29 protein-coding genes are annotated in these 23404 nt (G+C 63.1%); 20 read left to right on the top strand and 9 right to left on the bottom strand.

What is annotated here, in order from left to right; genetic code table 11:
* Positions 1-207 precede the first annotated feature (207 nt).
* The 4 genes from H9L15_RS19110 to rplJ all read right to left on the bottom strand — a co-directional run bounded on the left by H9L15_RS19110 (position 208) and on the right by rplJ (position 2067).
* Positions 208-513 (bottom strand): thioesterase family protein, encoded by a 306-nt coding sequence (locus H9L15_RS19110; protein ID WP_187714514.1) that lies wholly within the window; start codon positions 511-513, stop codon positions 208-210.
* Positions 396-1022, bottom strand: a complete 627-nt coding sequence (locus H9L15_RS14145; protein WP_187714513.1) for an acyl-CoA thioesterase — start codon at positions 1020-1022, stop codon at positions 396-398. Before H9L15_RS14145 ends, H9L15_RS19110 begins: the two co-directional genes overlap by 118 nt.
* A gap of 95 nt (positions 1023-1117) precedes the next feature.
* On the bottom strand, positions 1118-1495 hold the full coding sequence (rplL, locus tag H9L15_RS14140) for a 50S ribosomal protein L7/L12 (RefSeq protein WP_187714512.1): 378 nt from the start codon (positions 1493-1495) through the stop codon (positions 1118-1120).
* A gap of 59 nt (positions 1496-1554) precedes the next feature.
* Positions 1555-2067 (bottom strand): 50S ribosomal protein L10, encoded by a 513-nt coding sequence (gene rplJ, locus H9L15_RS14135; protein WP_187714511.1) that lies wholly within the window; start codon positions 2065-2067, stop codon positions 1555-1557.
* 393 nt (positions 2068-2460) lie between these two features.
* Between rplJ and H9L15_RS18070 the strand changes: the two genes are divergently transcribed.
* Positions 2461-2865, top strand: a complete 405-nt coding sequence (locus tag H9L15_RS18070) for a hypothetical protein (RefSeq protein WP_223276297.1) — start codon at positions 2461-2463, stop codon at positions 2863-2865.
* Entirely contained in the window at positions 2862-3569 is a 708-nt protein-coding gene (locus H9L15_RS14130; RefSeq protein WP_223276296.1) for a S8 family serine peptidase, read from the top strand. Before H9L15_RS18070 ends, H9L15_RS14130 begins: the two co-directional genes overlap by 4 nt.
* A 1493-nt stretch (positions 3570-5062) precedes the next feature.
* On the opposite strand, the gene H9L15_RS14125 is transcribed toward H9L15_RS14130, so the two are convergent.
* The 3 genes from H9L15_RS14125 to H9L15_RS14115 all read right to left on the bottom strand — a co-directional run bounded on the left by H9L15_RS14125 (position 5063) and on the right by H9L15_RS14115 (position 7341).
* Positions 5063-6001, bottom strand: coding sequence for a glycosyltransferase family 87 protein (locus H9L15_RS14125; RefSeq protein WP_187714510.1), 939 nt, complete (start codon positions 5999-6001; stop codon positions 5063-5065).
* Positions 6002-6805: 804 nt separating this feature from the next.
* Positions 6806-7084 carry a glycosyltransferase 87 family protein gene (locus H9L15_RS20550; protein WP_187714509.1) on the bottom strand — a complete coding sequence of 93 codons (279 nt, stop codon included), beginning with the start codon at positions 7082-7084 and terminating at the stop codon, positions 6806-6808.
* 29 nt (positions 7085-7113) lie between these two features.
* Positions 7114-7341, bottom strand: coding sequence for a hypothetical protein (locus tag H9L15_RS14115; protein ID WP_223276733.1), 228 nt, complete (start codon positions 7339-7341; stop codon positions 7114-7116).
* Positions 7342-7548: 207 nt separating this feature from the next.
* Here H9L15_RS14115 and H9L15_RS14110 point away from each other — a divergent pair, with 207 nt between their 5' ends.
* The 17 genes from H9L15_RS14110 (at position 7549) to H9L15_RS14030 (ending at position 21789) form a co-directional block, all read left to right on the top strand.
* Positions 7549-8160, top strand: coding sequence for a DUF2569 domain-containing protein (locus tag H9L15_RS14110; RefSeq protein ID WP_187714507.1), 612 nt, complete (start codon positions 7549-7551; stop codon positions 8158-8160).
* Complete coding sequence (locus H9L15_RS14105) at positions 8157-8333, top strand: hypothetical protein (RefSeq protein WP_187714506.1); 177 nt, start codon at positions 8157-8159, stop codon at positions 8331-8333. Before H9L15_RS14110 ends, H9L15_RS14105 begins: the two co-directional genes overlap by 4 nt.
* A gap of 416 nt (positions 8334-8749) precedes the next feature.
* Positions 8750-8932 carry a Flp family type IVb pilin gene (locus H9L15_RS14100; RefSeq protein WP_187714505.1) on the top strand — a complete coding sequence of 61 codons (183 nt, stop codon included), beginning with the start codon at positions 8750-8752 and terminating at the stop codon, positions 8930-8932.
* 98 nt (positions 8933-9030) lie between these two features.
* The gene (cpaB, locus tag H9L15_RS14095; RefSeq protein WP_187714504.1) at positions 9031-9939 is read left to right on the top strand and encodes a Flp pilus assembly protein CpaB; all 909 of its coding nucleotides are present in this window, start codon (positions 9031-9033) and stop codon (positions 9937-9939) included.
* The gene (locus tag H9L15_RS14090) at positions 9929-11479 is read left to right on the top strand and encodes a type II and III secretion system protein family protein (protein ID WP_187714503.1); all 1551 of its coding nucleotides are present in this window, start codon (positions 9929-9931) and stop codon (positions 11477-11479) included. Before cpaB ends, H9L15_RS14090 begins: the two co-directional genes overlap by 11 nt.
* The gene (locus tag H9L15_RS14085; protein ID WP_187714502.1) at positions 11469-11771 is read left to right on the top strand and encodes a hypothetical protein; all 303 of its coding nucleotides are present in this window, start codon (positions 11469-11471) and stop codon (positions 11769-11771) included. The genes H9L15_RS14090 and H9L15_RS14085 overlap by 11 nt, the downstream gene beginning before the upstream one ends.
* Positions 11772-11783: 12 nt before the next feature.
* Positions 11784-12503, top strand: coding sequence for a TadE/TadG family type IV pilus assembly protein (locus tag H9L15_RS14080; protein WP_187714501.1), 720 nt, complete (start codon positions 11784-11786; stop codon positions 12501-12503).
* The gene (locus H9L15_RS18065; protein ID WP_223276295.1) at positions 12500-12952 is read left to right on the top strand and encodes a hypothetical protein; all 453 of its coding nucleotides are present in this window, start codon (positions 12500-12502) and stop codon (positions 12950-12952) included. The genes H9L15_RS14080 and H9L15_RS18065 overlap by 4 nt, the downstream gene beginning before the upstream one ends.
* Positions 12953-12971: 19 nt before the next feature.
* A complete protein-coding gene (locus H9L15_RS14070) occupies positions 12972-13409 on the top strand; it encodes a hypothetical protein (RefSeq protein ID WP_223276294.1) in 438 nt (145 codons plus the stop codon).
* Positions 13410-13422: 13 nt separating this feature from the next.
* Complete coding sequence (locus H9L15_RS14065) at positions 13423-13923, top strand: TadE/TadG family type IV pilus assembly protein (RefSeq protein WP_187714498.1); 501 nt, start codon at positions 13423-13425, stop codon at positions 13921-13923.
* Between the two features lie 61 nt (positions 13924-13984).
* A complete protein-coding gene (locus H9L15_RS14060; protein WP_187714497.1) occupies positions 13985-14536 on the top strand; it encodes a TadE/TadG family type IV pilus assembly protein in 552 nt (183 codons plus the stop codon).
* 9 nt (positions 14537-14545) lie between these two features.
* A complete protein-coding gene (locus H9L15_RS14055) occupies positions 14546-15709 on the top strand; it encodes an AAA family ATPase (RefSeq protein WP_223276293.1) in 1164 nt (387 codons plus the stop codon).
* 43 nt (positions 15710-15752) lie between these two features.
* A complete protein-coding gene (locus tag H9L15_RS14050) occupies positions 15753-17132 on the top strand; it encodes a CpaF family protein (protein ID WP_223276292.1) in 1380 nt (459 codons plus the stop codon).
* On the top strand, positions 17129-18130 hold the full coding sequence (locus H9L15_RS14045; protein ID WP_187714495.1) for a type II secretion system F family protein: 1002 nt from the start codon (positions 17129-17131) through the stop codon (positions 18128-18130). The genes H9L15_RS14050 and H9L15_RS14045 overlap by 4 nt, the downstream gene beginning before the upstream one ends.
* Positions 18131-18514: 384 nt before the next feature.
* Positions 18515-19105, top strand: coding sequence for a type II secretion system F family protein (locus tag H9L15_RS18060; RefSeq protein WP_223276291.1), 591 nt, complete (start codon positions 18515-18517; stop codon positions 19103-19105).
* Between the two features lie 45 nt (positions 19106-19150).
* Entirely contained in the window at positions 19151-20977 is a 1827-nt protein-coding gene (locus H9L15_RS14035) for a tetratricopeptide repeat protein (RefSeq protein WP_187714494.1), read from the top strand.
* 323 nt (positions 20978-21300) lie between these two features.
* Entirely contained in the window at positions 21301-21789 is a 489-nt protein-coding gene (locus H9L15_RS14030; protein ID WP_187714493.1) for an A24 family peptidase, read from the top strand.
* Positions 21790-21849: 60 nt separating this feature from the next.
* Here H9L15_RS14030 and rplA read toward each other — a convergent pair whose 3' ends face one another.
* Both rplA and rplK read right to left on the bottom strand, forming a co-directional pair.
* Complete coding sequence (rplA, locus tag H9L15_RS14025; protein ID WP_187714492.1) at positions 21850-22548, bottom strand: 50S ribosomal protein L1; 699 nt, start codon at positions 22546-22548, stop codon at positions 21850-21852.
* Positions 22549-22551: 3 nt separating this feature from the next.
* Positions 22552-22983 carry a 50S ribosomal protein L11 gene (rplK, locus tag H9L15_RS14020; protein WP_187714491.1) on the bottom strand — a complete coding sequence of 144 codons (432 nt, stop codon included), beginning with the start codon at positions 22981-22983 and terminating at the stop codon, positions 22552-22554.
* Positions 22984-23198: 215 nt separating this feature from the next.
* Between rplK and H9L15_RS14015 the strand changes: the two genes are divergently transcribed.
* Positions 23199-23396: a hypothetical protein gene (locus tag H9L15_RS14015; RefSeq protein WP_187714490.1), complete on the top strand. Its 198-nt coding sequence runs from the start codon at positions 23199-23201 to the stop codon at positions 23394-23396.
* The last annotated feature ends 8 nt before the right edge of the window (positions 23397-23404 follow it).

The raw sequence follows: 23404 nt of genomic DNA, 5'->3' as shown, positions 1-23404 counted from the left end.
GCACATGAAGTGGAGCGCTGCTCCCCGTTGCTCCTCTCCAATGCGTGCGGTCCGTGCGCTGTTCGGACCCTGTCCCGGAGAGGACGGGAAAAGCCCCGGGCGCACGAAAACGTGCGGCGGAGCCGTCTATTTGTTGGATAGGAGCGATATAATCCTATTTTTCCCCTTGTGAAGGGGTTGCTGCAGGATTTTTCGGGACCGCGGCGATCAGGCTGGATCGCGGAAATAGACGAGTTGATGACTGGTCGCCAGCAGACGTCCGCCCTCGCTCCAGAGTTGGGCGGACTGGTCATGGAATCCGCGGTCGAAAATGCGGGCCTCCGCGGTGCCTAGAACCGGGCTCGGCCCGAGGCTCTTCAGGTCATCCTCCGTGGCATGGAAATAGGAAGTCAGGCTCACCGTTCCGAATGGCACCATCTGCTGTCGGATGTGGATGATCCGTCCAAAGAAAATGTCGGTAAGCGCCGCAAGCCCAACGAAGTCGAGGGGCGCGGCGGATCGGAAGCGATCCACAGCGTCGACCTGGACGAGGCGCCTTCCGTGGAACCGGCCCAGAACGGCGCGCCCTGCGCGAACCGCAAGTCGAACCGCTCGATCCAGCCTGCTCCCGCCCAGGGCATCCGCTCGAGATCCTCGAAAGGCGGTACGTCAGGAGGGAGGAGCGTAAGGTCGGAGAATGTTTCGGGCCGCTTCCCGAACATGGCGCTTGCCGTCGCGACGCACTCGCCTTCCTGCAGCATAGTCATGGTCCAGTGCTGCGTGGAGCGGTTGGTCCGCGCCGGAAGCGCGGTGATGTGCATTTCGCCCTTGGCAACCGGCGCACAGAAATTGACGGTCAGGGCGACAGGCTCGCCCCTGCGAGCAGGATGAACAAGCGCCGACTTGAAGAGCAGCGCCGTAACCAGTCCGCCGAACGGGCCGACCATGTTCCAGTACGCGTCGCGGGTGCGTGCAATCCAGCTGTCGGGTCCAGTCGGTACGAGATCGGTGGCGATGTCGAAAGGGTGTCGTTCGTGCGGCATGTTGGACGATTAGGCAGTTGCCGCGTCGCGCGCCAAACGAAAAAGGGGCGGCCCCAAGGGAGCCGCCCTTTGATTTAGTCAGAAGCTGACGAAGCTTACTTGAGCTCGACGGTTCCGCCGGCTTCCTCGATCTGCTTCTTGATCTTCTCGGCTTCGTCCTTGTTGACGCCTTCCTTGACGGCCTTCGGAGCCGATTCAACGAGCGCCTTGGCTTCGCCGAGACCCAGACCGGTGATCGCGCGAACTTCCTTGATCACGTTGATCTTCTTGCCGCCGTCGCCCGTGAGGATGACGTCGAACTCGGTCTTCTCTTCAGCGGCCGGGGCAGCAGCGCCACCGCCAGCAGCCGGAGCAGCCGCGACAGCAGCCGCAGCGGAAACGCCCCACTTCTCTTCGAGAGCCTTGGCGAGATCCGCGGCTTCGAGGACGGTCAGTTCGGAAAGCTGGTCGACCAGCTTAGCAATGTCAGCCATTTGATACTCCTTTGCGGGCCTTAGCCCCATGTGTCGTGCGTTGATTGAAAGTGGTCGGCCTATGCAGCTGATGCCGCGTAAGCACCGAAGACACGGGCAAGCTGTGCGCCGGGCTCGTTGACGGTGCGGGCGATCTTGCTGGCGGGCGCCTGGATGAGGCCCACGAGCTTCGCACGCAGTTCGTCGAGCGACGGAAGGGCGGCAAGCGCCTTGATCCCATCGACATCGAGCACGGTGTCGCCCATCGCGCCGCCGACGATTTCGAACTTGTCGTTCGTCTTGGCGAAGTCGACGGCCACCTTGGCGGCCGCGACCGGGTCGGTCGACGTTGCAAGCGCGGTCGGGCCCTTCAGAAGGTCCCCGATCGGGCTGTAACGCGTGCCGTCCAGCGCAATGAGTGCAAGCCGGTTCTTCGCAACTTTGTACTGGGCGCCGGCGTCGCGCATCTTCAAGCGCAGGTCCGTGGACTGCGCGACCGAGAGACCGTTGTTGCGAGTGATAACAACCACGCTCGTCTCGTTGAAGACGTTCTTCAGCTCGTCGACCAGATCGGCTTTTTGCGAACGATCCATGCCAACTCCGTATTTCGCCCCGGGCAAGTCCGAAGCGAGGTTCAACAAAACCTGAGCGCAAGCGCTCAGGCACTTCGTGTCCGTGGGGAGTTGGTTTCGCTGGCGCTGCGCATTTCGCAACGCACGACGAAGCGCTAGGCGCTTCGAATGATTCCTGTCCCCGTCTCGGCTGCAAATTAAGAGGCGAACCTCAGCAGCTGTCTCGGACGGTTGCGCGTACCCGAGGGCACGTGCGAGCCGCGCCCTCTACCGAAGAGCGCTCAGAAGTCAACCTTGATGCAATTTGAGACGCCATCGCACGTCGCGCAAATTAACAATTGTTGACAGGCAATTAGTCACGGTCGAGCATCGCCGACTTCGACTCGGGGCGTCGTTCAACAAGGGGAAAATTGAATGCGTATTTGCGCTACGCTTCTGGCATCGTCGGTGGCTGCCATGGTTATGGCAAGTCCGGCGGCCGCACAATCTGCGGACAAGATAAGCAACCAGTACATCTGCACTTTTGCCCGCTCGATGCCGGGCGCGGACGTCCGCAATGAGGCCGCGAAGGCTGCGGGGCCCGTCCTTGGCCAGGTGCTTTTCACATATGAGCATGCGATCAAGGGCTTTGCCGTGCACACCGCCGCGCTTTCGAATGGCCGCAGCGCGGTCGCCGAAATGAAGCGCGCCAACCCGAAGATCGCCGGCTGCGAGCAGGACCAGGTGATGAAGATCGTCGCCCGGCCGGGCGGTGGCGGTGGTGGCGGAGCGGAGCAGACTCCTCCGGGATCACCGCGGTCGGTGGATCCGTCGACATGAGCGGTTCGACCAAGACTGCTTTCGTGATCGATTCCGGCATCGATCTCACACATCCTGACCTCAACGTCGACACGGCGCGTAGCAAGAGTTTCGTCGGTGGCGATGCAGGCGACAAGAATGGGCATGGCACGCACGTGTCGGGAACGATCGGCGCCAAGAAGAACGGTGTCGGGGTGGTCGGCGTTGCGGCCGGGATCCGGCTCGTCGCCGTCCGCGTGTTGGGTGCGAACGGTTCAGGTTCTACCTCGGGCGTTATCGCCGGCATCGATTATGTGAAGTCGATCGGGAAATCGGGCGACGTCGCCAACATGAGTCTTGGCGGAGGGTTCTCGCAGGCGTTGAACGACGCGGTCGTCAGTGCATCCGCGAGCGTCAAGTTCGCATTGGCCGCCGGCAATGAGTCCGATGACGCCAACAATCACAGCCCGGCAAGCGCCAACGGAAGCAACATCTACACGGTGTCGGCCGTGGACTCTTCGAAGAAGTTTGCGTCCTTCTCGAACTACGGCAACCCGCCGGTGGATTACGCGGAACCGGGGGTGAGCATCCTGTCGACCTACAAGGGCGGCGGATATGCGACGCTTTCGGGCACGTCGATGGCTTCTCCGCACATGGCGGGCCTGCTGCTGGTCGGCGGCCTGAGGTCCTGCGGCACCGCGACCAGCGATCCGGACGGCAATTCCGATCCGTTCGGCTGTCATTGATCTAAAACGGGGCGGCCGGAACATCCAGCTTCTCCGTTCCTCCCGACAGGCTAGGTTGCCGCGTGAGAACGGGCTCGGGGGCGCGCGTGTCGGGTGAACTGAAAGAACGGCAGCCGCTGATCCGGCCCGAGCGCTACGGCTTCTTCGACAAGCTGCTGTTCGCCGTCTTCGTCCTCGCTGTCCCTCCGTTCATAGCCAGCAACTGGAGCGTGTTCCGCGACGGCGACGTTAGCTGGCACATCGCGGCGGGGCGGTGGATCATCGAGCACCACTACAAGATCCCGCGGACGGACCCGTTTTCGTTCACCATGGCGGGCAAGCCGTGGATCGCGTTCGAGTGGGGCGCGGAGCTGATCCTCGCCGGCGCCTACAACCTGGCCGGGTTCGCGGGGCTTGCCGCTCTGGTCGCGCTGGCGCTGATGGCCCTGTTCGGAACCCTCTTCTGGTACTTAAGGGACAAGGCGGGGCCGGTCGCGCTCCTGGTCGCCTTTGCCGCCACCTACCTGGTGCTCCAACCGTTCATCATGGCCAGGCCGCATGTCCTGACCTGGCCGTTCCTCGCCCTCTGGGCCGCGGTCATGTTCCGCTACCGGGATGCGGGAAGGGCGCCGCCGCTAGCCTGGGCGCTGTTCATCGTCCTCTGGGCGAACATCCATGGCAGCTATTTCGCCGGGTTCCTGGTGTCAGCGGCCTGCGGCTGGACGCGTGGATCGATGCCAGGTTCGACCGCAAGGTCTTCATCCGCTGGCTGGTGTTCGGGATCGCGATCCTCCTGGCCGCCATGCTCAATGCCTATGGCGTCAAGGGGTGCTCTATCCGCTCGAGATCTCGAGCATGACCACTCTACTCTCGATCGGCGAGTGGCAGGCGAGCAACCCGAGCTCGACCCCGATCTTCTACGGCTTGCTGATCGGCGTCCTCGGCGCGCTGCTCGCCAAGCGGCCGCAGTTTCGGCCGGGCGAGCTGGCGCTGTTGCTGCTGACGCTTCTGATGGCTTTCACCCACATCCGCCACCAGTCGGTGTTCATTATCCTGTCGGCGATGATCGTCACGCCGAAGCTTGCCGGCCCGGGACGCAAAGATGCCCCGCCAACCTTTGCCTCGAATGGCGAGAAACGCCTTTGGCTCGGCGCGGCCGCCGTCGCTGCACTGCCCATCGTCGGAGTGCGGGCGATGATCCCGCTCCAGCCGCGCGAAACCTTCTCGAATCCGCGCGGACTCATTGCCCACATCCCGCCGGAGCTTCGCGATCAGCCGGTTCTCAACGAATATAGCATGGGCGGACCGCTGATCCTCAGCGGCGTGAAGGTCTTCATCGACGGCCGCGCCGACATGTATGGCGACGACTACTTCAAGACGTACCTGAAGATGAACGACGGCGATTGGGACGCCTTTACGGATAGCGTCCGGAAATACGGCTTCCGCTGGACCATGCTGCAGAAGGGCAATCGCCTGGTCGAAAAGCTGGACGCCTCACCCGACTGGCGGCGGGTCTATTCAGACGAGGTGGGCGTGATCCACGTCCGCCGCGACCAGCCCCTTGCGGCCCCGCGCAGCCGGTCGGCAACGCAGACGCCAAGGAACAGCAAGGCCGCTAGCGGCACCGTGTTCGGCCCGCGGTAGAGGTTGAAGTAGAAGGCGATCGGCAGGAAGCAGAGCAGCCACAGCAGGCCGACCAGCCGCGCCCGCTCCCGATCCTTCAGCCAGAACCCCATCGGGATGATCATCAGCAAGGCGTCGTAGGTCAGCAGGTATGGCGGGACGAGCAGGGTCGCTGCGGCCAGGATCGGCACCTGGTTCTTCCAGTTCCGCGACCAGGCGATCCAGGTCAGCGCAACCGCCGCCGCGGCCACCACCGCGTGCACCGAAAGCGCCACCGTCTGATCGACGCCGAAGTAGCGCAGGAAGGCGAAGACGCTGATGAACTCGTTCCACGGCCATTTGTCCTGCCGCATCAGCTCCGTGTAGAGCGGCAGGATATTCCAGAACCCGATGAAGGCGCTGGCCCCGAACAGAGCGAGCGAGACGAGCCCAAGCACTCCCGCCGTTGCCAGCGCCCCGGCAATCGCGGGCCACAAGCGCGCGGCGATCACCGCGACCGGCAGCAGCAGCGCCAGCTGCGGTTTGATCACCAGGCAGCCGAGGATCGCGCCGGCCAGGAACGGCCGTTCGCGAAGCATCGCGGTCCCGGCGGTGAACAGGCCCGCGGTCAGGAAGCCGTTCTGCCCGATCAGGCCGTTCATCAGCACCGGCGGATGCGCCAGCGCGTAGGGCGTCTCGATCGCCCGGCGGGTCAGCAGCAGGTAAGCGGCGAAGGTCACCACCACCCACGCCGCAAAGCCCCACATGTAGGGCAGCAGGCTGAACGGCGCGACGAGGAGCAGGAACGGTGGCGGGTAGGGGAAGGGGTTGAGACCCTTGAACTCGGTCACCGAAAACTCGACTGCGCGATGCTTCGCAACATCGTAAGCCCCGCCGGATCCCCGCGAGCGTCAGCTTCCCGGCCGCCCAATAGCTGAGATAGTCGGTCATGAATTCGTGGGAGAAATGGCGCGACCAAGCCTGGACGCTCAACGCGACGAGCAGCAGTCCGAAGCCTGAAGCGAGGGTTCGTCCCAGCGAATTCGTGCGCGATTTTCTGTCATGCCAATCCTTGTGTGGGTAGCGCTGTTCGCGAGTTGGCCGGAATCCTTTGAGGACGTCATCGAGAAGAATGAGGATCGCCGCGAGCGACAGGAAGGGTGCCGCTAACTGAACTGGCGGCCATCCGAATGCCCAAGCGTAGGACGGCACTGCGGATGCCAGCTGAAGAAGAACCGCTACGGCGATCGTCCTTCGATCGGGGAAAGCCCAAGCCAAAGAGAATGCCAAGATGTCAGCGAGCATGAAGTATCGCTCATGCATGCCCGGCAGCAGGAAGGGCATGAATACGGCGCTCCAGGTCGCCATTCGCAAGAGCTGTAACGCCGATCGGGACCTTGGCAGGCGAACGAGCAAGACGGCTGCAATAAAAGCCGAGACGTAGCCAATCGGGAATAGCCGGATCGCCAGTCCCGGATAATAGAATCCGAACACGGTCCACCAACTCGCAGCATTGCTCACGTAGGGGTCGTCCGGCTGCCATGCGGCCTGGCGGAGATAGATCATCGCCAGGTCCTGCGCGGGCCAGCCCAACAGGTAAGCGGGCAGCATTGCAGCAGTCCACACCGCCAGTGGGATCAGCCAGATTCCCGGTCTCACTCTGTTGGAGACGAACGCGAACGCAATGAAGGGGCGAGAAAAGCCGCCTGCGCCTTGAACGCGAATGAGACGCCGATCCAGAACCCGGCCCAACCCATGCGCCCTTCGACCACGGCACGAAGGGAGAGGACGCAAGCCGTAATCCAGAATGTGTCTGACTGGCCCAGGAACGACGTGTTGAAGATCACGCTCGGTAGCAAGAGGGAGAGGAGTCCGCCGAGCCACGGGTCTCGCGTCCTTAAAGATGTGAAAAGGCGTACGAGGCTGACGCACAACCATAGTGCCCCGCAAAGGGCTATGAGTTTCAATACGATTTGCGGGAAAGCCAGTTCAGAAGCGGCGACGCGACACGAAGGAGATAGAGGTAAGTCGGCGAATAGTTGCCAAAGGGGGCGGAGAATGCGCTCCAACCCTTCGCATGGATGTGAGTGAGCCAGCTTACGCCAAATTTATCGAGATCAGCGGAGTGGTAGATCGCCATTGGGATGGCATGTACGACAGCGATTGCCGGAAAGATGACCAGCAGCCCCAATGGCGAAAGAGATGGTCGGCTGACTGTCACCCTGAAATCGTCGCCCCCGTTCCGACGATGCACCCAGCAACTTCAGTAAACGACAGTGCCAAACCGACAAAGGGAATCAAGCCGACGTTCGGAACATCCGCCTAGAGAAGATGCTTTAAACTGCGAGCCGCCGGCCTATCTCGAGGTTCCGGTACATCGCGCTAGCAGGAGTATTTGGTGAGCTTGGTTTCGGTCGGGCAGCGGATTGGTGATCGCCTTCATGCGAAGGCGGCCGTTGTCCGGGTGCAGATAGAAGACCGGCTCGACTGGATCGTTATCGCCTGGCTGATTATCGCCGGGTTGGCGTCTGCAGTGCGCATCGCCTTCAGTCCGGCCGGTCAGCCATTCGGCGTCGAGACCATGCTGCCCTATGCGTTGCTCGTCTTCGCACCGGCGGCATCGTTGGTTTTGGCCCTGCGGTGGTTCGCGGACGGCGACCGGCAACCCCAACCTCGATTCCGGCTGGCGAGGATTGGACGATGGACCGAAGTCGAACGTGAATTGGCGCGCAAGCACCGGCTCTATGGCGCGGGCGGGATCATGGTCTCGTTGATGGTCGGAATGCTCGTCGCCGTTCCGATCCGGGCCCTCGAGTACTTCGGATCGATGCCAGCGATCTCCGGACCTGTCCCCGCTTGGCTCTCGGTCCTGCACACGATGATGACGCTCGACGTCGTGCTGATGACCAGCCTTTACGCCGTGGCTTTCGTCGCCGCGCTTCGCCATGTGCCGCTGTTTCCGCGATTGCTCGCTGCCATCTGGGGTTGGACCTGGCGTTCCAGCTTGTGACGGCCGAGCTGGTCGCCCGGACCGCAGGCCTTCCTACCGAGGTCGCCAATCCGCTTCAGAGCCTGCTCGATGGCAATGTGAAGAAGGTGCTGATCAGCATCGGGCTGTGGCTTCCCTACCTGCTGTTGTCGCGCCGCGTGAACGTGACGTACCGGAGCCGGATCCCCGCCTGATCTCCTCCTTGATCGATTCGGGCAACCGTCGGAAAATTCACCTTAATTTGTTTCGGGACCGATACAGGAAACGCTTCTGTGTGGAGCCTCCGCTTGTCCACAAATGAGACAAAATGGACACAGAGCGCGAAGCCACTACGAGAAATTAATCAACATTATCAGGGATTTATTTGTCTTGAGTCACGGCGACTCAGTTAACAAAAATTAAATCCTAATGCTTGACAAGAAGTTAAGCCGAGCGCAGCCCTTGTGTCAGCCGAGCGGCCTTGGGGGCAGTTCGGCGGTGCCGTGTGGGGGTTCCCGTCTGCGTATCCGGGACACAAGGCGTCGCTCGAACCTTATCGCCACTTTCCTCAGTCGCAGGCGTGTCTTCGCGCTTACCACGCGAACGCATTACCGAGGGAAGGAACGAACACATGAAGACTTTCATCAAGATGCTTAAGGACGACAGCGGTGCTTCTGCTGCCGAATATGCTCTCATCCTCGCCATCGTCGGCACCGGCATCGCCATTGCGGCGATCCTGCTGGGCGGCGCCATTGGCGGTGCGATGAACAGCGCGTCGAACTGCATCAACAACCCGAATAGCACGACCTGCTAATCGGATTGGGGACGGCCGCAGTCGCTGCGGCCGTCCCTACTATCTTCCTGATTTCAAAGGTGGCATTATCCATCTGACATAGGCGGGGGCGCCAAGGGATGAATAGGCAGACGCTGATCGCGCTGGGCGTTGCGGTCGTATTGGGACTGTTCGCAGTCTATCTGGCGAACGCCTATCTGGGCCGAAGCGACGAAAAGGTCGCGCAGGCGGTGCAGGGCACCACCAAGGTCGCGGTCGCGGCCGTTCCGCTCGATTACGGAACCGAGATCACGGCGGACAAGGTCAAGTTCGTCGATTATCCGACCGCCAGCATTCCTGCCGGCGCGTTTTCCAATTTTCAGCAGCTCGTACCCGGCGGCAAGAAGCGCGTCGTGCTTCGGCCGATCGCCCTCAATGAGGCGATCCTGGCGACCAAGCTGGCCGGCGAGGGCCTTGGCCCGTCGATCGCCTATCTGCTTCCGGATGGCATGCGCGCCGCCGCGGTCCGCATCAACGACGTGTCCGGCGTTGCCGGCTTCGTCCAGCCGATGGACAGCGTCGACGTCCTGATCACGCGGACCATCCCGGGCCAGGACAACCGCCAGGTGACGGACGTGTTGCTGCAGGCGATCAAGGTCATTGCCATTGACCAGAACGCGCAGGACGCGGACGGCAAGCCGGTCGTTGCCAAGACGGCAACGCTCGAAGTCAATCCGATGGACGCGCAGAAGCTTGCGCTCGCGCAGAACGTCGGCTCGCTCAGCCTCGTGCTTCGCAAGCCCGGCGAGCAGCAGGATGCCGGCCGGGTCTCGACCGTCAGCCTCGAGGATCTTCGCTATTCCTATTACGGCGGCGCGCGCCCGCCCGCGGCCACGGCTTCGGCAACGCTCGTTCCGCGCCAGTCCGTCGGTGCGCCGCGCCGCGTCGTGGTGGTCCGCCGCCGGCGCCCGTCGTGCCGCGCTCCAACAATGTTGAGGTGGTTCGGGGACCACCGGCAGCAACTACGAAGTGGGGGTTATGGGTCGTGATCTGAAGGGAAGGGTCGCGCTTACCGCGCTTGCCCTTGCGGTCGCCAGCGTAACGACGCCGGCCGCCGCCCAGGATAGCCGCATCAGCGTCGCCGAAGGCGTCCACGCCGGCGAGGTCGCGGTTCCCGTCAACAAGAGCCAGGTGATCCGGTCCGACCGGCCTTACGCAAAGGCCCTGATTGGAGCGCCGGACATCGCCGACGTCCTGCCGTTGACCGACCAGTCGCTGTACGTCCTTGGCAAGAAGGCCGGGACGACCAGCCTGACCCTCTACGACCGCAACAACATGCTGATCGCGGTGGTCGACGTGGTCGTCGGGCCGGACGTGATCTCGCTTCGCCGCCAGCTTTCCGAGCTGATGCCGGGCGACAGCGTCGGGGCACGCATCTCCAACGATTCGATCGTCCTCGAAGGCGTGGTGCCGAATGCGGTGGCCGCCGACCGGGCGGTGCAGATCGCCGAGACCTATGCCCCGGGCAAGGTCGTTAACATGCTCTCGATGGGCTCTTCGCAGCAGGTCATGCTCGAGGTTCGGTTCTCCGAGATCAAGCGGTCGGCCCTGAAGCAGATCGGCGTCGGCATCGGCGGCCTGTCGGGCAGCGGCAACAACGGCCTGACCGGTGTCATTGGCGGTGGCGCAAGCCTGACTCCCGGTGTGCCGATTACCAGCACCGTCAATGGCGTAACGCAGACAGTTCCCGGCGATCCGATTTATTCGTTGGGGTCAATCATCGACAGCTTCGGGATCATCTCCCGCAATTTTAGCATCCTTGGCCTTAGCTTCCAGGCGACACTGGATGCATTGGAGCGCAAGGGATTGGTCAACACGCTTGCCGAGCCAACCCTGGTTGCCTTGTCAGGTGAGACCGCGAGCTTTCTCGCTGGCGGTGAGTTCCCGGTTCCGGTCGTCCAGAATTCGGGCGGCGGCGGTGGCAGCAACGGCAGCGCAAGCTCCGCGATCACCGTCGAATGGAAGCCGTTCGGCGTCAGCCTCGCCTTCACGCCCACGGTCCTTGCCGATGGCGTGATCAGCATGGTCGTCGCGCCGGAAGTCAGCTCGATCGACCAGTCCGCGTCGATCGTCATCAACAATCTGCGCATTCCGGGGGTCCAGACCCGCCGCGCCAAGACGACGGTCGAGCTTCGCGACGGCGAGAGCTTCGCGCTTGCCGGGCTCATCCGCAACGACTTCCAGGACACGGTGCGCCAGTTCCCGATCCTCGGCTCGCTGCCGATCATCGGCTCTTTGTTCCGCTCGACGGGCTTCCAGCGGGACGAAACGGAGCTGGTGATGATCGTCACGCCGCGGCTGGTGAAGCCGGTCCGCGCAGGATCGATGAAGGTGCCGACCGACCGCGTCCAGCAGCCGAACGAGGCGGACCTGTTCCTCCTCGGGCGGACGGACACGGGCGTCGCCCCGATCCAGGAACTCGGCCCGCAGCAGACGCGGACCCCGCCACCGTCGCCTCCGGCAGCGCCCGGCGGCTCGGCAGCCAAGAAGCCGGTCGGCTTTGAAAAGGAATATGGCCATGTCCTCTAAGCTGACGCTTCTTGCGCCCGCGGCGCTGCTGATCGGCGCTTGCGCGGTCGATCCCGCCACCCAGTCCTTCGATCCCGGGTTCGGCGAGGCTCAGAAGTACAACATGGCGATCCAGACCATCGATCCGGATCCGGTCTACACCGCCGAAGACGCCCAGCCGGGCGACAATGGCGACAAGGGCGCGGCGGCGGTCAAGCGCTACCGCACCGGCAACGTCAAGGCGGTCGAGATGATGGGCACGACTGGCGGCGGCTCCGGCGGCAGCAGCGGCGGCAGCAGCGGCCCGCAATAAGGATGGGAGAAAATGCGGCGTTTTCTCGGAAGGTTCCTTCGTAGCGATAAGGGTAGCGTCGCGCCCACCGTCGGCCTGTCGCTGTTCGCGCTGATTGCCGTCGGCGGTATCGCGTTCGACTATTCACGCGTCGCGGCGATGGACACCGAGCTCCAAAATGCCGCCGACCAAGCCGCCCTGGCCGCTGCAACGCAGCTCGACGGCGACCCTGGCGCGCAGACGCGTGCGACGTCCGCGGCGACCACGCTGATCACCAACCAGACGCGGATGGCCAACGACGCGAGCTCGCCGAACGTCTCGATCGCAAGCGTGACGTTCTACTCGGCCTACACCGACCCGACCACCAACACCGCAGCTACCGGCGACGCGGACTCCAATTTCGTCCGCGTGACCGTCAACAACCGCACGGCCAATTTCGCGTTTACGCCGATCGTAGCCGCCTTCTCCGGCAGCACGAACGCGAGCGCGATTGCGGGGCTCAGCAGCGCCGTCTGCGGCGTCGTGCCGTTCTTCATCTGCAACCCGACCGAGCCGAGCGGAAACACCAACGTCAATCTTTCGCCTGGCGGCCTCAATCCCGGAACCGGCATCGTGATGGCGCAGGGCGGGACCCAATGGGGCCGGGCAACTTCGGCTTCCTCGACCAGCTTGGAAATGGTGCGAACAGCGTGGCCGCTGCCCTCGCTTCCAACACGCTGCTTGGCAATTGTCAGTCCACGTCCGGGGTCGTGACCGAAACAGGCAATATCCTGAACGCCGTTCGAGACTCGCTGAACATGCGGTTCGACTTCAAGCCGGGCAACAATTCGGCCTGCCAGTCCGGCCCATGCTCACCATCAAGCAACGTCACCAAAGACGTTGTGATGTCGAACACCGGCAGCAACTGCACGTGGCAGGAGAACACTGCGACGGCGGCTGCAATGCTCACCACGACGCCGCCCAAGTACTTCCCCGATGCTCCGAATGTCGCTTCGACGAAGACGCCACAGATCATGGGCTATCCCGTGATCGCTGCCATTACTTCATGCGGACGTCAGGTAATAACTCTTCCTATCCGTTCTGCACTTATGGCCGTGTCGGCGACGGCCAATGGGACATCGATGCCTATTTCAGAAGTAATCACACCGGAATCACCTGGGCAACAGAACCCGGTCTCGACGCCGACGGCAATGGTATCGTGACTCGATATGAAACTTACCTTTGGGAAGCGGCAAGTCCCGCTACGCGGTTGCCGGCGACCGGCAAGGCGGGAGCCGCGGGCTTCACGCAATGGGGCCAGCCCAGAACAAGTGCCTGGCACCCGGAATCGCTCCCAATCCGAGCGGGACCGATCGTCGCCGGATCACGGCCGCCGTCGTCAATTGCATAAGCGTCGCCAATAGCACCGGTCTTAACGGCAAGAAGACGCTCCCGGTCGCCGGATTCATCGACGTCTTCCTGACTGAACCAAGCATCGCTCGTCGTCGTTGCGATTCCGGTGCCGGCTGCGCAGGGAACAGCACCTTCGCCTATAGCGGCACCAACTACGAAAATGCCTATGGCAGCATCAACGACATCTACATCGAGGTGATCGGGGCGGCCGGTACAGGACAGGGCGGGGCAATCCCCAGATCAGCCGGCGCGATGTTCCGCGCCTGATTGAGTAGCCCTCATGTTGTCGCGTTTGCTTCGTCAACAATCCGGTGCGGCCGCCGCCGAAATGGCGCTTGTCGCGCCCCTGCTCATCGCCCTCATGTTCGGGTCGATGGAGCTGGGTCATTACTTCTATTCCGAGCACGTCGTCGTGAAAGCGGTTCGCGATGGTGCTCGCTTCGCGGCGCGGCAAAGCTTTGCGGATTTCACATGTCCAGCAGGCACAATCGGCGGCACCGTCGTTGCCGATACGCAAAATGTCACGCGGACGAACCAGCTTGCGGCGGGCGGGACGCCGCGACTTGCGGGATGGACGAACGCCGCTTCGGTTTCGGTCACAGCAACATGTGTCTCGAATTCCTCCGGGACTTATGTCACGGCATATGGGTCCGGGACCGAAATCCCGATCGTGGTCGTGCAGGCGAGCGTTCCCTACACGTCGCTCTTTTCAGTTATCGGCTTCAACTCCGCTGGTCTCCAACTGAGAGCCACAGAGCGGGCCGTGGTGATGGGCATATGAGCGTGACGCCCTGAGAGCGCTATGGAGGCGCACGAGCGGTGCCGTAGGCGCGGAATTCGCGATGGTTCTGCCGCTGCTCGTGCTGCTGTTGCTCGGGATGATCGATGTCGGCCGGTACATGTGGATGCTGAACCAGGTCGAAAAGGCGACGCAGATGGGCGCTCGGATGGCCGTCGTGACGACCATGGTGCCAACCGACCTCGCTGCGAAGAACTTCGCGGCTACGCTTGGACAGGGCTCCGCGATCCCGACGTCATCGTTCGGGTCGATGCAATGCACGTCCAACGGCACGGCGGCATCATGTAGTTGCATCTCGAACTGTTCGGGGATTGCCACGACGGCGGACAACACTGCGTTCAACCGCGTCGCGGACAGAATGAACCTGATGGCGAACTATGTCAGCCGGTCCAACGTGACGATTCGATACGAAAACTCCGGTCTTGGATATGCGGGCGACCCAACAGGCTCTGACGTGGCGCCGATCGTAACGGTGCAGGCCGCCGGCGTTCCGTTCCGGCCTTTGATTTTCATGTTTCTAGGTGGACGACTCGTACTCCCGACCGTCAGCGCTTCGCTGACTCTCGAGGATGGCCAGGGCAATTTTTCGAATTGAGGTGTGCAGGTGAGCGTGATCAACCCTAACGAGACGGCCTCGACCTGGAAGGCCCATAAGCGGGAAGCTGCCGTGCAGTTGTACCTGAGCGGTGCCGACGGCGATGCCGCGGCGCTGGTCGGCGCGAGCGCCGCCGGCTTTCCGCTGAGCCTCAACGTCGGCGAGGTCGGAGATCCGATCGACGCCGAGGACCTCGCCGGCAGCGCTGCTGCGGTAATCCAGGTCGATCCGGGCGATCCGGCTTCGATGAGGCGCTTCGAAAAGCTGGCCGCCTCGACGAGGACGCCGCTGATCGCCGCGGCATACGAGCCTCCGCTGGCGCTTGTCCGCCAGCTCGTCCGCGCCGGCGCACACGACGTCGTGCCGCTGCCGCTGGACGTCGACGACCTCGAAACCTCGCTCTCGCCGATCCGCGACCAGCTGAAGCGGAGCGCCTCGGCGCTGCAGCCCGCCAACGGCAAGGTCGTCTGCATCACCAAGAGCGTCGGCGGTATCGGGGCAACTTCGCTTCTGAGCCAACTCGCCATCCGCGCTGCGGAAAACGAAGAGCGATTTCATCGCGACGTCTGCCTGCTCGACCTGGATCTCCAGTTCGGCAACGCTGCGTTTCAGCTCGGCCTGCGTCCGCAGCTGACTTTCCTCGACCTGATCGAAGCAGGCGGGCGGATCGACGGCGAGCTTCTTCGCGCAACGACGACGACGCATCCCAGCGGTCTCAAGGTTATCGCGGCGCCCACGTCTTTGATGCCGCTCGACGCCGTGAACAGCGATCAGCTGATCGAAATCATCGAGATCGCAAAACGCGAGTTCGGGACGGTTTTCGTCGACCTTCCGGCGAGCTGGACCAACTGGTCGCTCTCGCTTCTGGCCCAGGCCGACATGGTGCTGCTGGTCACCGAGCTCAGCGTCAGCGGCCTCCACCGTGCGCGCCGCCAGCTAGACCTGCTGCGTGAGCAGGACCTGGCGTCCGTCGACCTGCGGGTAATCGTCAATCGCTTCGAGAAGGGGCTATTGAGGAGCGTGAAGCCTGCCGACGTGCAAAAGGCGCTCGGCCGTGACGTTTCCTACACGATCACCAACGACCCGGGCGTGATGGTCCCAGCCATCGAGAGGGCGTCCCGATCTCGGACATCAAGCGCAAGAGCGCGGTCGGCAAGGACATCGACATGTTAGAAGCGGGCCTTGCAGCAGCCTTCGGGCGGGAGCGCTAAGACATGTGGCAAGTTCGCAAAAAGGCAGGCTCAGAGGAAATCGAAGCCCGAGATCGGCGGAAGACCTCCGAATCGTAACCGTCGGTGACGCCGGCGCATTCGCCAATCGCGATACGCACACCGACCTGAAGGTCGAGCTTCACCAGCGGTTGCTGGACGTCATCAACCTGCAGGCGCTCGACAAGATGTCGCGCCAGCAGATCGAGGCCGAAGTCGGCGATATCGTCTACGAAGAGCTGTCGAAGCAGAACCAGGCGCTCAACAATGCCGAGCGCAAGGCACTCGTCGGCGATGTCCTGGATGAGTTGCTGGGCCTGGGCCCAATCGAGCCATTGCTCAAGGACCCGACGATTACCGACATTCTCATCAACGGCTACAACCAGGTGTTCGTCGAGAAGTATGGCGTCCTCGAGCATACCAACGTGCGGTTCAAGGACGAGCGGCACCTGTTCCGCATCATCCAGAAGATCGTTTCGGCGGTAGGCCGGCGTATCGACGAGTCTGCGCCGATGGTGGATGCCCGCCTTGCGGACGGAAGCCGCGTCAACGCGATTGTCCCGCCACTGGCGATCGACGGCGCGTCCATGTCTATTCGTAAATTCGCGCGCGTGCCGATCAGCATGGATCGCCTGATCGAGATCGGCAGCGTTCCCGCGCAGGTCGCCGAAGTGCTGAAGGCCGTCGTGAAGTCGCGCCGTAACGTCCTCATCTCGGGCGGTACCGGTTCGGGCAAGACGACGATGCTGAATGCAATGTCGGCCTACATCGACAATCGCGAGCGCATCGTCACGATCGAAGACTCGGCCGAACTCCAGCTTCAGCAGGAACATGTCGTTCGGCTGGAAACCCGTCCGCCGAACATCGAAGGCAAGGGCGAGATTACTCAGCGTGAACTCGTCAAGAACTCGCTGCGTATGCGTCCCGATCGCATCATCGTCGGCGAGGTTCGCGCCGGTGAGGCCTTCGACATGCTTCAGGCCATGAACACGGGCCACGATGGGTCGATGACGACCGTCCACGCCAATACTGCTCGTGACGCTCTGTCGCGCGTCGAGCAGATGATCGGCATGAGCGGTATCGACATTCCGGCTCGCTCGGCGAGAGCGCAGATTTCGTCCGCTCTCAACGTCGTGATCCAGATCGGGCGCCTGTCCGACGGCCGCCGCAAGTTGCTCAGCCTGTCGGAGCTGACCGGTATGGAAGGCGAAGTCGTGACGATGCAGGAGATCTTCCGCTTCCGTCAGACTGGCATCGCTTCTGACGGACAGGTTCTCGGCAAGTTCGAAGCGACCGGCATCCGGCCCAAGTTCATCGAGCAGGTGATGGCGCACGGCGTCACATTGTCCGCCGATCTCTTCCGACCTGACGCGAAGCTCGAGGGATGAACGACGCCTGGCTCAAAGCACTGATCCTTGGCTGCACCTTCGGTGCGGTCCTGCTGCTCGTTGAAGTCATGGTCGGCTGGATGGCCAGCAATCGGGCCGAAGGGAAAGCCATCAACCTGCGCCTGCGGATGATCGGCGAAGGCCGCGACCGCGAACAGACGATGAGCCTGCTGCGGCGGAAGCAGAGTAATTTTTCGGCTCACCTGCCGGTGATGTTCCAGCATATCGGGCAAAAGTTCGAGCGCATGCTCGTCGCTGCGCAGGTGACCGTTCCGACCGGGCGCCTGATCCTGATGATCCTGCTCGCCCCGGTGGCGATCTTCTTCCTGATCGTGCTGCTGATGGCCTTGCTTCAGGTGCCGTTCGCAATGGGCCGGTTTCTGATGATCGCGACGTTCGCGGGCGTCGTGGGCGCATTCCTGCCGATCATGTACCTGAATTTCCGCGCCAACCGGACGCGCAAGAAGATGCAGGAGCAGTTCCCAACTGCGCTCGACGTCTTTGTCCGCGGCCTTCGCGCAGGGCACCCGATTGCGGCAGCTCTCGACCTGCTGACCGTGGAGATGCCGGATCCGATCGGAAGCCAATTCGGGGTCGTCGTCGACGAGGTGACCTACGGCGCCGAGCTGCGCGACGCGCTGCAGGCAATGGCCGACCGCTGGGATCTCGAAGACATGCGCATGTTCGTCGTCTCGCTCTCGGTACAGAGCGAAACCGGCGGTAATCTCGCCGAGATCCTCGACAATCTGTCGACCGTGATCCGCGAGCGGCATTCGATGTATCTCAAGGTCCGCGCGCTTTCGAGCGAAGGGCGGATGACGGCGATCATGCTGACCGTCCTGCCGCTGTTCGCGTTTGCGATGCTGTTCATCATGAACCCCGGATTCTACCTCGACGTCGCCGACGACCCGATGTTCATGCCGGGCTTCATCGGGCTGATCATGATGTACGTCATCGGCTTCGTCAGCATCCGCAAGCTGGTCGACCTGAAGGTGTGATGCGATGACCCAGTTGTTTACCGATTATCCGATCATCCGCCTCGGCGTCCTGCTTGGCCTGTTCGCGCTCGTCGCGGCCGGAGCCTATTTCGCCACCGGTGCCTTCACGGCGCGGCAGATGTCGCGTCGCCGGCTGGTCGATGGGGATTTCTCGGATCATCCAGTGGTCGGAGCTTCGCTTCGCAGCCAGGATACGGAAAATGCCTGGCTGAAGCTGGTCAATGGGATTGAAGGCGCGGGCCTGTCGCTGGTCGACACCCGCGATGACTCCGTTCGCAAGAAGCTGGTCGCTGCGGGCTTCACCGCGCCTTACGCTCCGCGTCTCTACACCCTCATTCGCCTCGTGCTCGTCATCGGACTGCCGCTGCTGATCTTCGCTCTGCTGTGGGCAACGAACTCAACGCCGAGCATTCTGAAGCTCTATGCGGTCGTCGTGATTGCCGCGCTGGCCGGCCTTTACATCCCGGCTGTGTTCCTCGCGGCTCGGGCGGACCGCAGGCAACAGGAAATCATCAACGGCTTCCCGGACGCGCTGGACCTGATGCTGGTCTGCGTCGAGGCAGGCCTCGGCATGGACTCCGCTTTCGCTCGCGTCGGCATGGAAATGACCAATTCGCATCCGCGCCTGGCCGAGCAATTCGGCGCCGTGGTGCTCGAGCTTCGCGCGGGCGGAGCCATGAGGACGCCTTGCGGCGTATGGCCGACCGTGCGGGCGCTGAAGAAATTCGCGCTTTCGCAACCCTGCTCATCCAGTCATCGAAGCTGGGTTCGTCGATTGCCCAGACGCTGCGCGTCTATGCCGCTGAAATGCGTGAACGCCGCCGAATGCGCGCTGAGGAAAAAGCGCACAGGCTGCCGGTTTTGCTTTCGGTTCCATTGGTCGGATGCATGCTTCCCGTCATGATCGGGGTGCTGATGCTTCCGGCCGCAATCCGGGTCATTCGTAGCGTCGTCCCGAATCTAGGGGGAGGTTGATATGAAGCGGGGGCTAAATTCCTTGTTTCGGTCACCATCGTGACGATGGTCGGCGGCTGCGGAGAGGACGGGAAGCTATCCATTCGCTCGACGCCTACCCCGATTGCCGAGGGCAAGCAGCCGGTTCCGGCGAGGATCGCGGAGGCCCGCGGCCAGTTCGCGCTCGGCAACGTGGCTTTGGCGCTCAGCGCTTATCGCATGGCGGCGCGCGACGATCCCAACAGCACGGACGCATTGGTCGGAATGGCGCAATGCTACGACCAGATGGGGCGGTACGACCTGTCGCGCCGGAATTACGAAGCGGCGCTCGCGCTCGCTCCGGGCGATACGCAGATCCTCGCGGCCCTTGTGAGCTCGCTGCAGCTTCAGGGTCGTACGGATGAAGCGATTGCAGTGCGCGAGGAGATTGCTGCGCGAATGGCGGCCAGCCAGGCCCTGGATTCGGCAGAGTATGTCGCCGAGGTCGAGGTCGTGCCTGCGCCAGTCACAGCGCCGGCGCCAGCCGAGCGTATCGCTTCGCCCAATCGCCCCGCCCCGGCGGCGGATGTCGCGGTTGCCGAGGTTCAACTGCCCGCGCGCACGTTCGCCGAGGCACCGGTCTATCTGGCTGTTCCGGCTCCCGCGCCCGTCACGCTGAACGTTGCGCCCGGGCAAACGGGACGTGTCGAAATGGCCGTGGTGGAGCGCGTGGCAACGCCGGCCCCGCAAAATGCACCCGTCATGCAGACAGCGAGCTCGCCCCAATCGGTTTCGATCAAGCTTCCTGCGGTCCGGCCGATTCAGCCGGCGACCGTGCCGGTTGCCAAGCGAGCGTTCGGTGCCGCTCCCGTGCAGCTAGCCGACAGCGCAGCCCCGCCGCAGCCGATGCGCGTCGAGGTCGCGGGCGACTTGATGACTCCCTATCTCGCCAGACCCTTCGACGAAACGCCGCAGCGGCTGTCGTTCGCGGAGGAGCGGGGTCCGCATCTCGAACGGATTTCGATGGGCGAGATTGCGCTGGTGACGGTTCCGAAGCCCGTGTGGCAGCCGACCACGGTCGCATTGTCCTCCAGGAGCACGACGGTTCGGTTCGTTCCGCTCCGAGAGGCCAGCGCCAATGCGATCCCCGTGAAGGTTCGCCTTCTCAATGCCGCGCGGGTCGATCGGCTGGCGGCGAGGACCCGCATGTGGCTGAACGCTCGGGGTGGCGTGGTCTCAGCATCGGCAACGCACTCGCTACGCGTTCGCGTAGCGTCATCCTGTATCCGGCGGACAAGCGCGTCGTGGCGCAGCGGCTTTCGACGCAGTTTGGATTCCCGATGGCTCCGCGAGCATCGGGAGCGCATATCGTCATTCTCCTCGGCAGCGATGCCGCACGACGGCCGGCGCTTCGTCGGGCCAGCGCATGATTGCACTGCTGCTTTCGGCCGCTCTCGCGGCTGCAAAGCCCGTACCGGCACCAGCGGTTCAGCCCCGGTGCCATCGCTCAGCGAAGCCGCGTTCGCGATCCAGGCGGGCCGCCTCGAACAAGCACGCCTGATGATCGCCAATGCGGTCAAGGCGGGCGTAACCGGGCCGGAGATCGACCGCCTTCTCGCCGAGCTGGCCTATGCGTCGGGTGACTATCAGGGTGCGCTGCCGCGCTACCTCCCGCTGCTGGCGTCGAACCCGTCCGACGGCGTGATGTATGAGCATGCGGGGATCGCGGCCATGAAGGCGGGGACGTCGCCCAGGGAGCGAAGCTGCTGGATCGGGCGACGAGCTTCCCGACTGCGACGTGGCGGGCCTGGAACGCGCGGGGGGTTGCGGCGGACTACCGCGGCGATTGGGCCGTCGCCGACGAATCCTACTCTCGCGCTACGGCGCTCGCGCCTGACCGAGCGGAAGTGCTGAACAATTACGGCTGGTCTTTGCTGGCTCGGGAAATTGGAATGAAGCGTTCGGCAAGCTGGAGCGGGCCTCGACGCTGGATCCGAAGAATCCGCGCATCGCGGCCAACCTGGAGCTTGCGCGTGCTGCCGTCAGCGAGGACCTGCCTCAGCGACGGGCAGGGAGAGCGAGGTCGATTGGGCCGCGCGTCTGAATGACGCCGGCGTCGTTGCGAGGCTCCAGGGGAACAACAAGAAAGCCGTCGCGGCCTTCACCCAGGCGATCGAGGTGCGGACGCAATATTATGCGCGCGCGGCCAACAACCTTGCCATGGCGGTGCCGAAAAAGTGAACCTCGCTGCATTGTCGCCGCAGTGGCTGGCGATCGTCCTCACCGTCCTGCTTCTTGCTGCTGCCGTCGAGGATGCCGTGAGGCTGCGCATTGCGAACATCGTGGTGTTGCTCGTCCTGGCCGGAGCGGTTCTCGCGGCCTTTCTGACCGGGCCACAGCTCTCGCTTTGGCAAAACGGTGCGGTATTCATCGTCCTGCTCCTTCTGGGCACTCCGATGTTTGCGGCCGGGAAGCTGGGTGGAGGAGACGTCAAGCTGCTCGCCGCGCTCGGTCTCTGGTTCGATCTCAAGGGCGCATTGTGGATGATGGTCGCGGTGGCCTTGGCCGGCGGTGTCCTGGCGCTGCTGGTGTTGGCGGTGCGCTCGTTCAACTGGAGTGACGACGCGCGCAAGCGGATCATCCTCCTCCGACCGGGCGGAGGCATTCCCTACGGTGTCGCGATTGCTGCCGGCGGGCTGATCGCGATGGGATTCCAGCGAATCTGACAAAGAAAAGGCCGAGCCCCAAGGGGAGCCCGGCCGTACTTTCTTCAACCGTGGAAGCCGTTAGGCGCCCGCGATCTCCGTGCTGTCGATCTTGACGCCCGGACCCATGGTCGAGCTGATCGCAATCTTCTTCACGAACTTGCCCTTGGCTCCCGACGGCTTGGCCTTGACGATCGCGTCGAGGAACGCGTCGAAGTTCGCCTTCAGGTCTTCTTGAGCAAAGCTCGCCTTGCCGATGCCGGCGTGGATGATGCCAGCCTTCTCGACGCGGAACTCGACCTGGCCCGACTTGGCGTCGGTGACGGCCTTAGTGACGTCCATGGTGACGGTGCCGAGCTTCGGGTTCGGCATCAGGCCCTTGGGACCCAGCACCTTACCGAGACGGCCAACGACGCCCATCATGTCCGGCGTCGCGATGACGCGGTCATAATCGAGCTTGCCGCTCTGCATCTCTTCCATGAGGTCTTCCGCGCCGACCTTGTCGGCGCCGGCTGCGGTGGCCTCGTCTGCCTTCGCGCCCTTGGCGAACACGGCGACGCGGACAGTCTTGCCGGTGCCCTTCGGCAGGTTGACGACGCCGCGAACCATCTGGTCGGCGTGGCGCGGATCGACACCGAGGTTGAGCGCAACTTCAACGGTCTCGTCGAACTTCGAGGTCGCGTTCTGCTTCACGAGTGAAAGCGCTTCGTCCACCGCGTAGAACTTCTCACGATCGACTGCGCCAGCCTGGGCCTTTTGCTTCTTCGTCTGCTTCGTCATGGCTTAGCCCTCCACAACCTGGAGGCCCATCGCGCGAGCGGAGCCTTCGATGATCTTCGTTGCCGCCTCGATGTCGTTGGCGTTGAGGTCCTTCATCTTGGCCTCGGCGATTTCCGCCAGCTTCGAGCGCTTGATGGTGCCCGCGCTGACCTTGCCCGGCTCCTTCGAGCCCGACTTGAGGTTCGCTGCCTTCTTCAGGAGGAAGCTCGCCGGAGGCGTCTTCGTCGCGAAGGAGAAGCTGCGATCCGCATAGACAGTGATGACCGTCGGGATCGGAGCGCCCTTCTCGAGCTCCTGCGTGGCGGCGTTGAACGCCTTGCAGAATTCCATGATGTTGACGCCGCGCTGACCCAGCGCCGGGCCGATCGGCGGCGACGGGTTTGCGATGCCCGCGGGCACCTGCAGCTTGATATAGCCGGTTATCTTCTTTGCCATTTCACTCTCATTTCAAGTTTAGCGGTCCAAGCGGACGCCGAGGCGAACTCCCGCAGCATTTTCCGATAATGTCTCGGAAGCCGCGGCCCATAGCGGAAGGCAGGCAGAGAGGCAAATCCAACGCAAGGCGAAAGCGCGCCGTCTCAATGCAGGTTATTCACTGCATCCAACCGGGCGGCAGGGAGTTGAGCCCCTGAGAAACCTCGGAGGAGTTTGTGGAATATATCGACCTCGTCAGTATCGGCAGTTTCCTGGCCTTGTTCCTGGGAGTCCTGATGCTGAGCGGCGGCTTGTATGCCCGCAGGCGCGGGAGGCTGCACACGCGCCAAGGAGCGGCGGTCCTCGCGGGCTTCACGGCCGTGCTCGGCGCGACTTTCATGGCCGTCGCGCTCATCACTTTCATTCAGGCGTGACGCCGTCG

The sequence above is a fragment of the Sphingomonas daechungensis genome (assembly GCF_014489495.1).
GTDB classification, from domain to species: Bacteria; Pseudomonadota; Alphaproteobacteria; order Sphingomonadales; family Sphingomonadaceae; genus Sphingomicrobium; species Sphingomicrobium daechungense.
This window is presented reverse-complemented; position numbering and strand designations above follow the sequence as displayed.

Bases quoted from the DNA above. Each gene is read 5' to 3' on its own strand.
- H9L15_RS14145 (WP_187714513.1), bottom strand. From the start codon at position 1,022: ATGCCGCACGAACGACACCCTTTCGACATCGCCACCGATCTCGTACCG.
- rplL (WP_187714512.1), bottom strand. From the start codon at position 1,495: ATGGCTGACATTGCTAAGCTGGTCGACCAGCTTTCCGAACTGACCGTC.
- rplJ (WP_187714511.1), bottom strand. From the start codon at position 2,067: ATGGATCGTTCGCAAAAAGCCGATCTGGTCGACGAGCTGAAGAACGTC.
- H9L15_RS18070 (WP_223276297.1), top strand. From the start codon at position 2,461: ATGCGTATTTGCGCTACGCTTCTGGCATCGTCGGTGGCTGCCATGGTT.
- H9L15_RS14130 (WP_223276296.1), top strand. From the start codon at position 2,862: ATGAGCGGTTCGACCAAGACTGCTTTCGTGATCGATTCCGGCATCGAT.
- H9L15_RS14100 (WP_187714505.1), top strand. From the start codon at position 8,750: ATGAAGACTTTCATCAAGATGCTTAAGGACGACAGCGGTGCTTCTGCT.
- cpaB (WP_187714504.1), top strand. From the start codon at position 9,031: ATGAATAGGCAGACGCTGATCGCGCTGGGCGTTGCGGTCGTATTGGGA.
- H9L15_RS14090 (WP_187714503.1), top strand. From the start codon at position 9,929: ATGGGTCGTGATCTGAAGGGAAGGGTCGCGCTTACCGCGCTTGCCCTT.
- H9L15_RS14085 (WP_187714502.1), top strand. From the start codon at position 11,469: ATGTCCTCTAAGCTGACGCTTCTTGCGCCCGCGGCGCTGCTGATCGGC.
- H9L15_RS14080 (WP_187714501.1), top strand. From the start codon at position 11,784: ATGCGGCGTTTTCTCGGAAGGTTCCTTCGTAGCGATAAGGGTAGCGTC.
- H9L15_RS14065 (WP_187714498.1), top strand. From the start codon at position 13,423: ATGTTGTCGCGTTTGCTTCGTCAACAATCCGGTGCGGCCGCCGCCGAA.
- H9L15_RS14060 (WP_187714497.1), top strand. From the start codon at position 13,985: ATGGTTCTGCCGCTGCTCGTGCTGCTGTTGCTCGGGATGATCGATGTC.
- H9L15_RS14045 (WP_187714495.1), top strand. From the start codon at position 17,129: ATGAACGACGCCTGGCTCAAAGCACTGATCCTTGGCTGCACCTTCGGT.
- H9L15_RS14035 (WP_187714494.1), top strand. From the start codon at position 19,151: ATGGTCGGCGGCTGCGGAGAGGACGGGAAGCTATCCATTCGCTCGACG.
- rplA (WP_187714492.1), bottom strand. From the start codon at position 22,548: ATGACGAAGCAGACGAAGAAGCAAAAGGCCCAGGCTGGCGCAGTCGAT.
- rplK (WP_187714491.1), bottom strand. From the start codon at position 22,983: ATGGCAAAGAAGATAACCGGCTATATCAAGCTGCAGGTGCCCGCGGGC.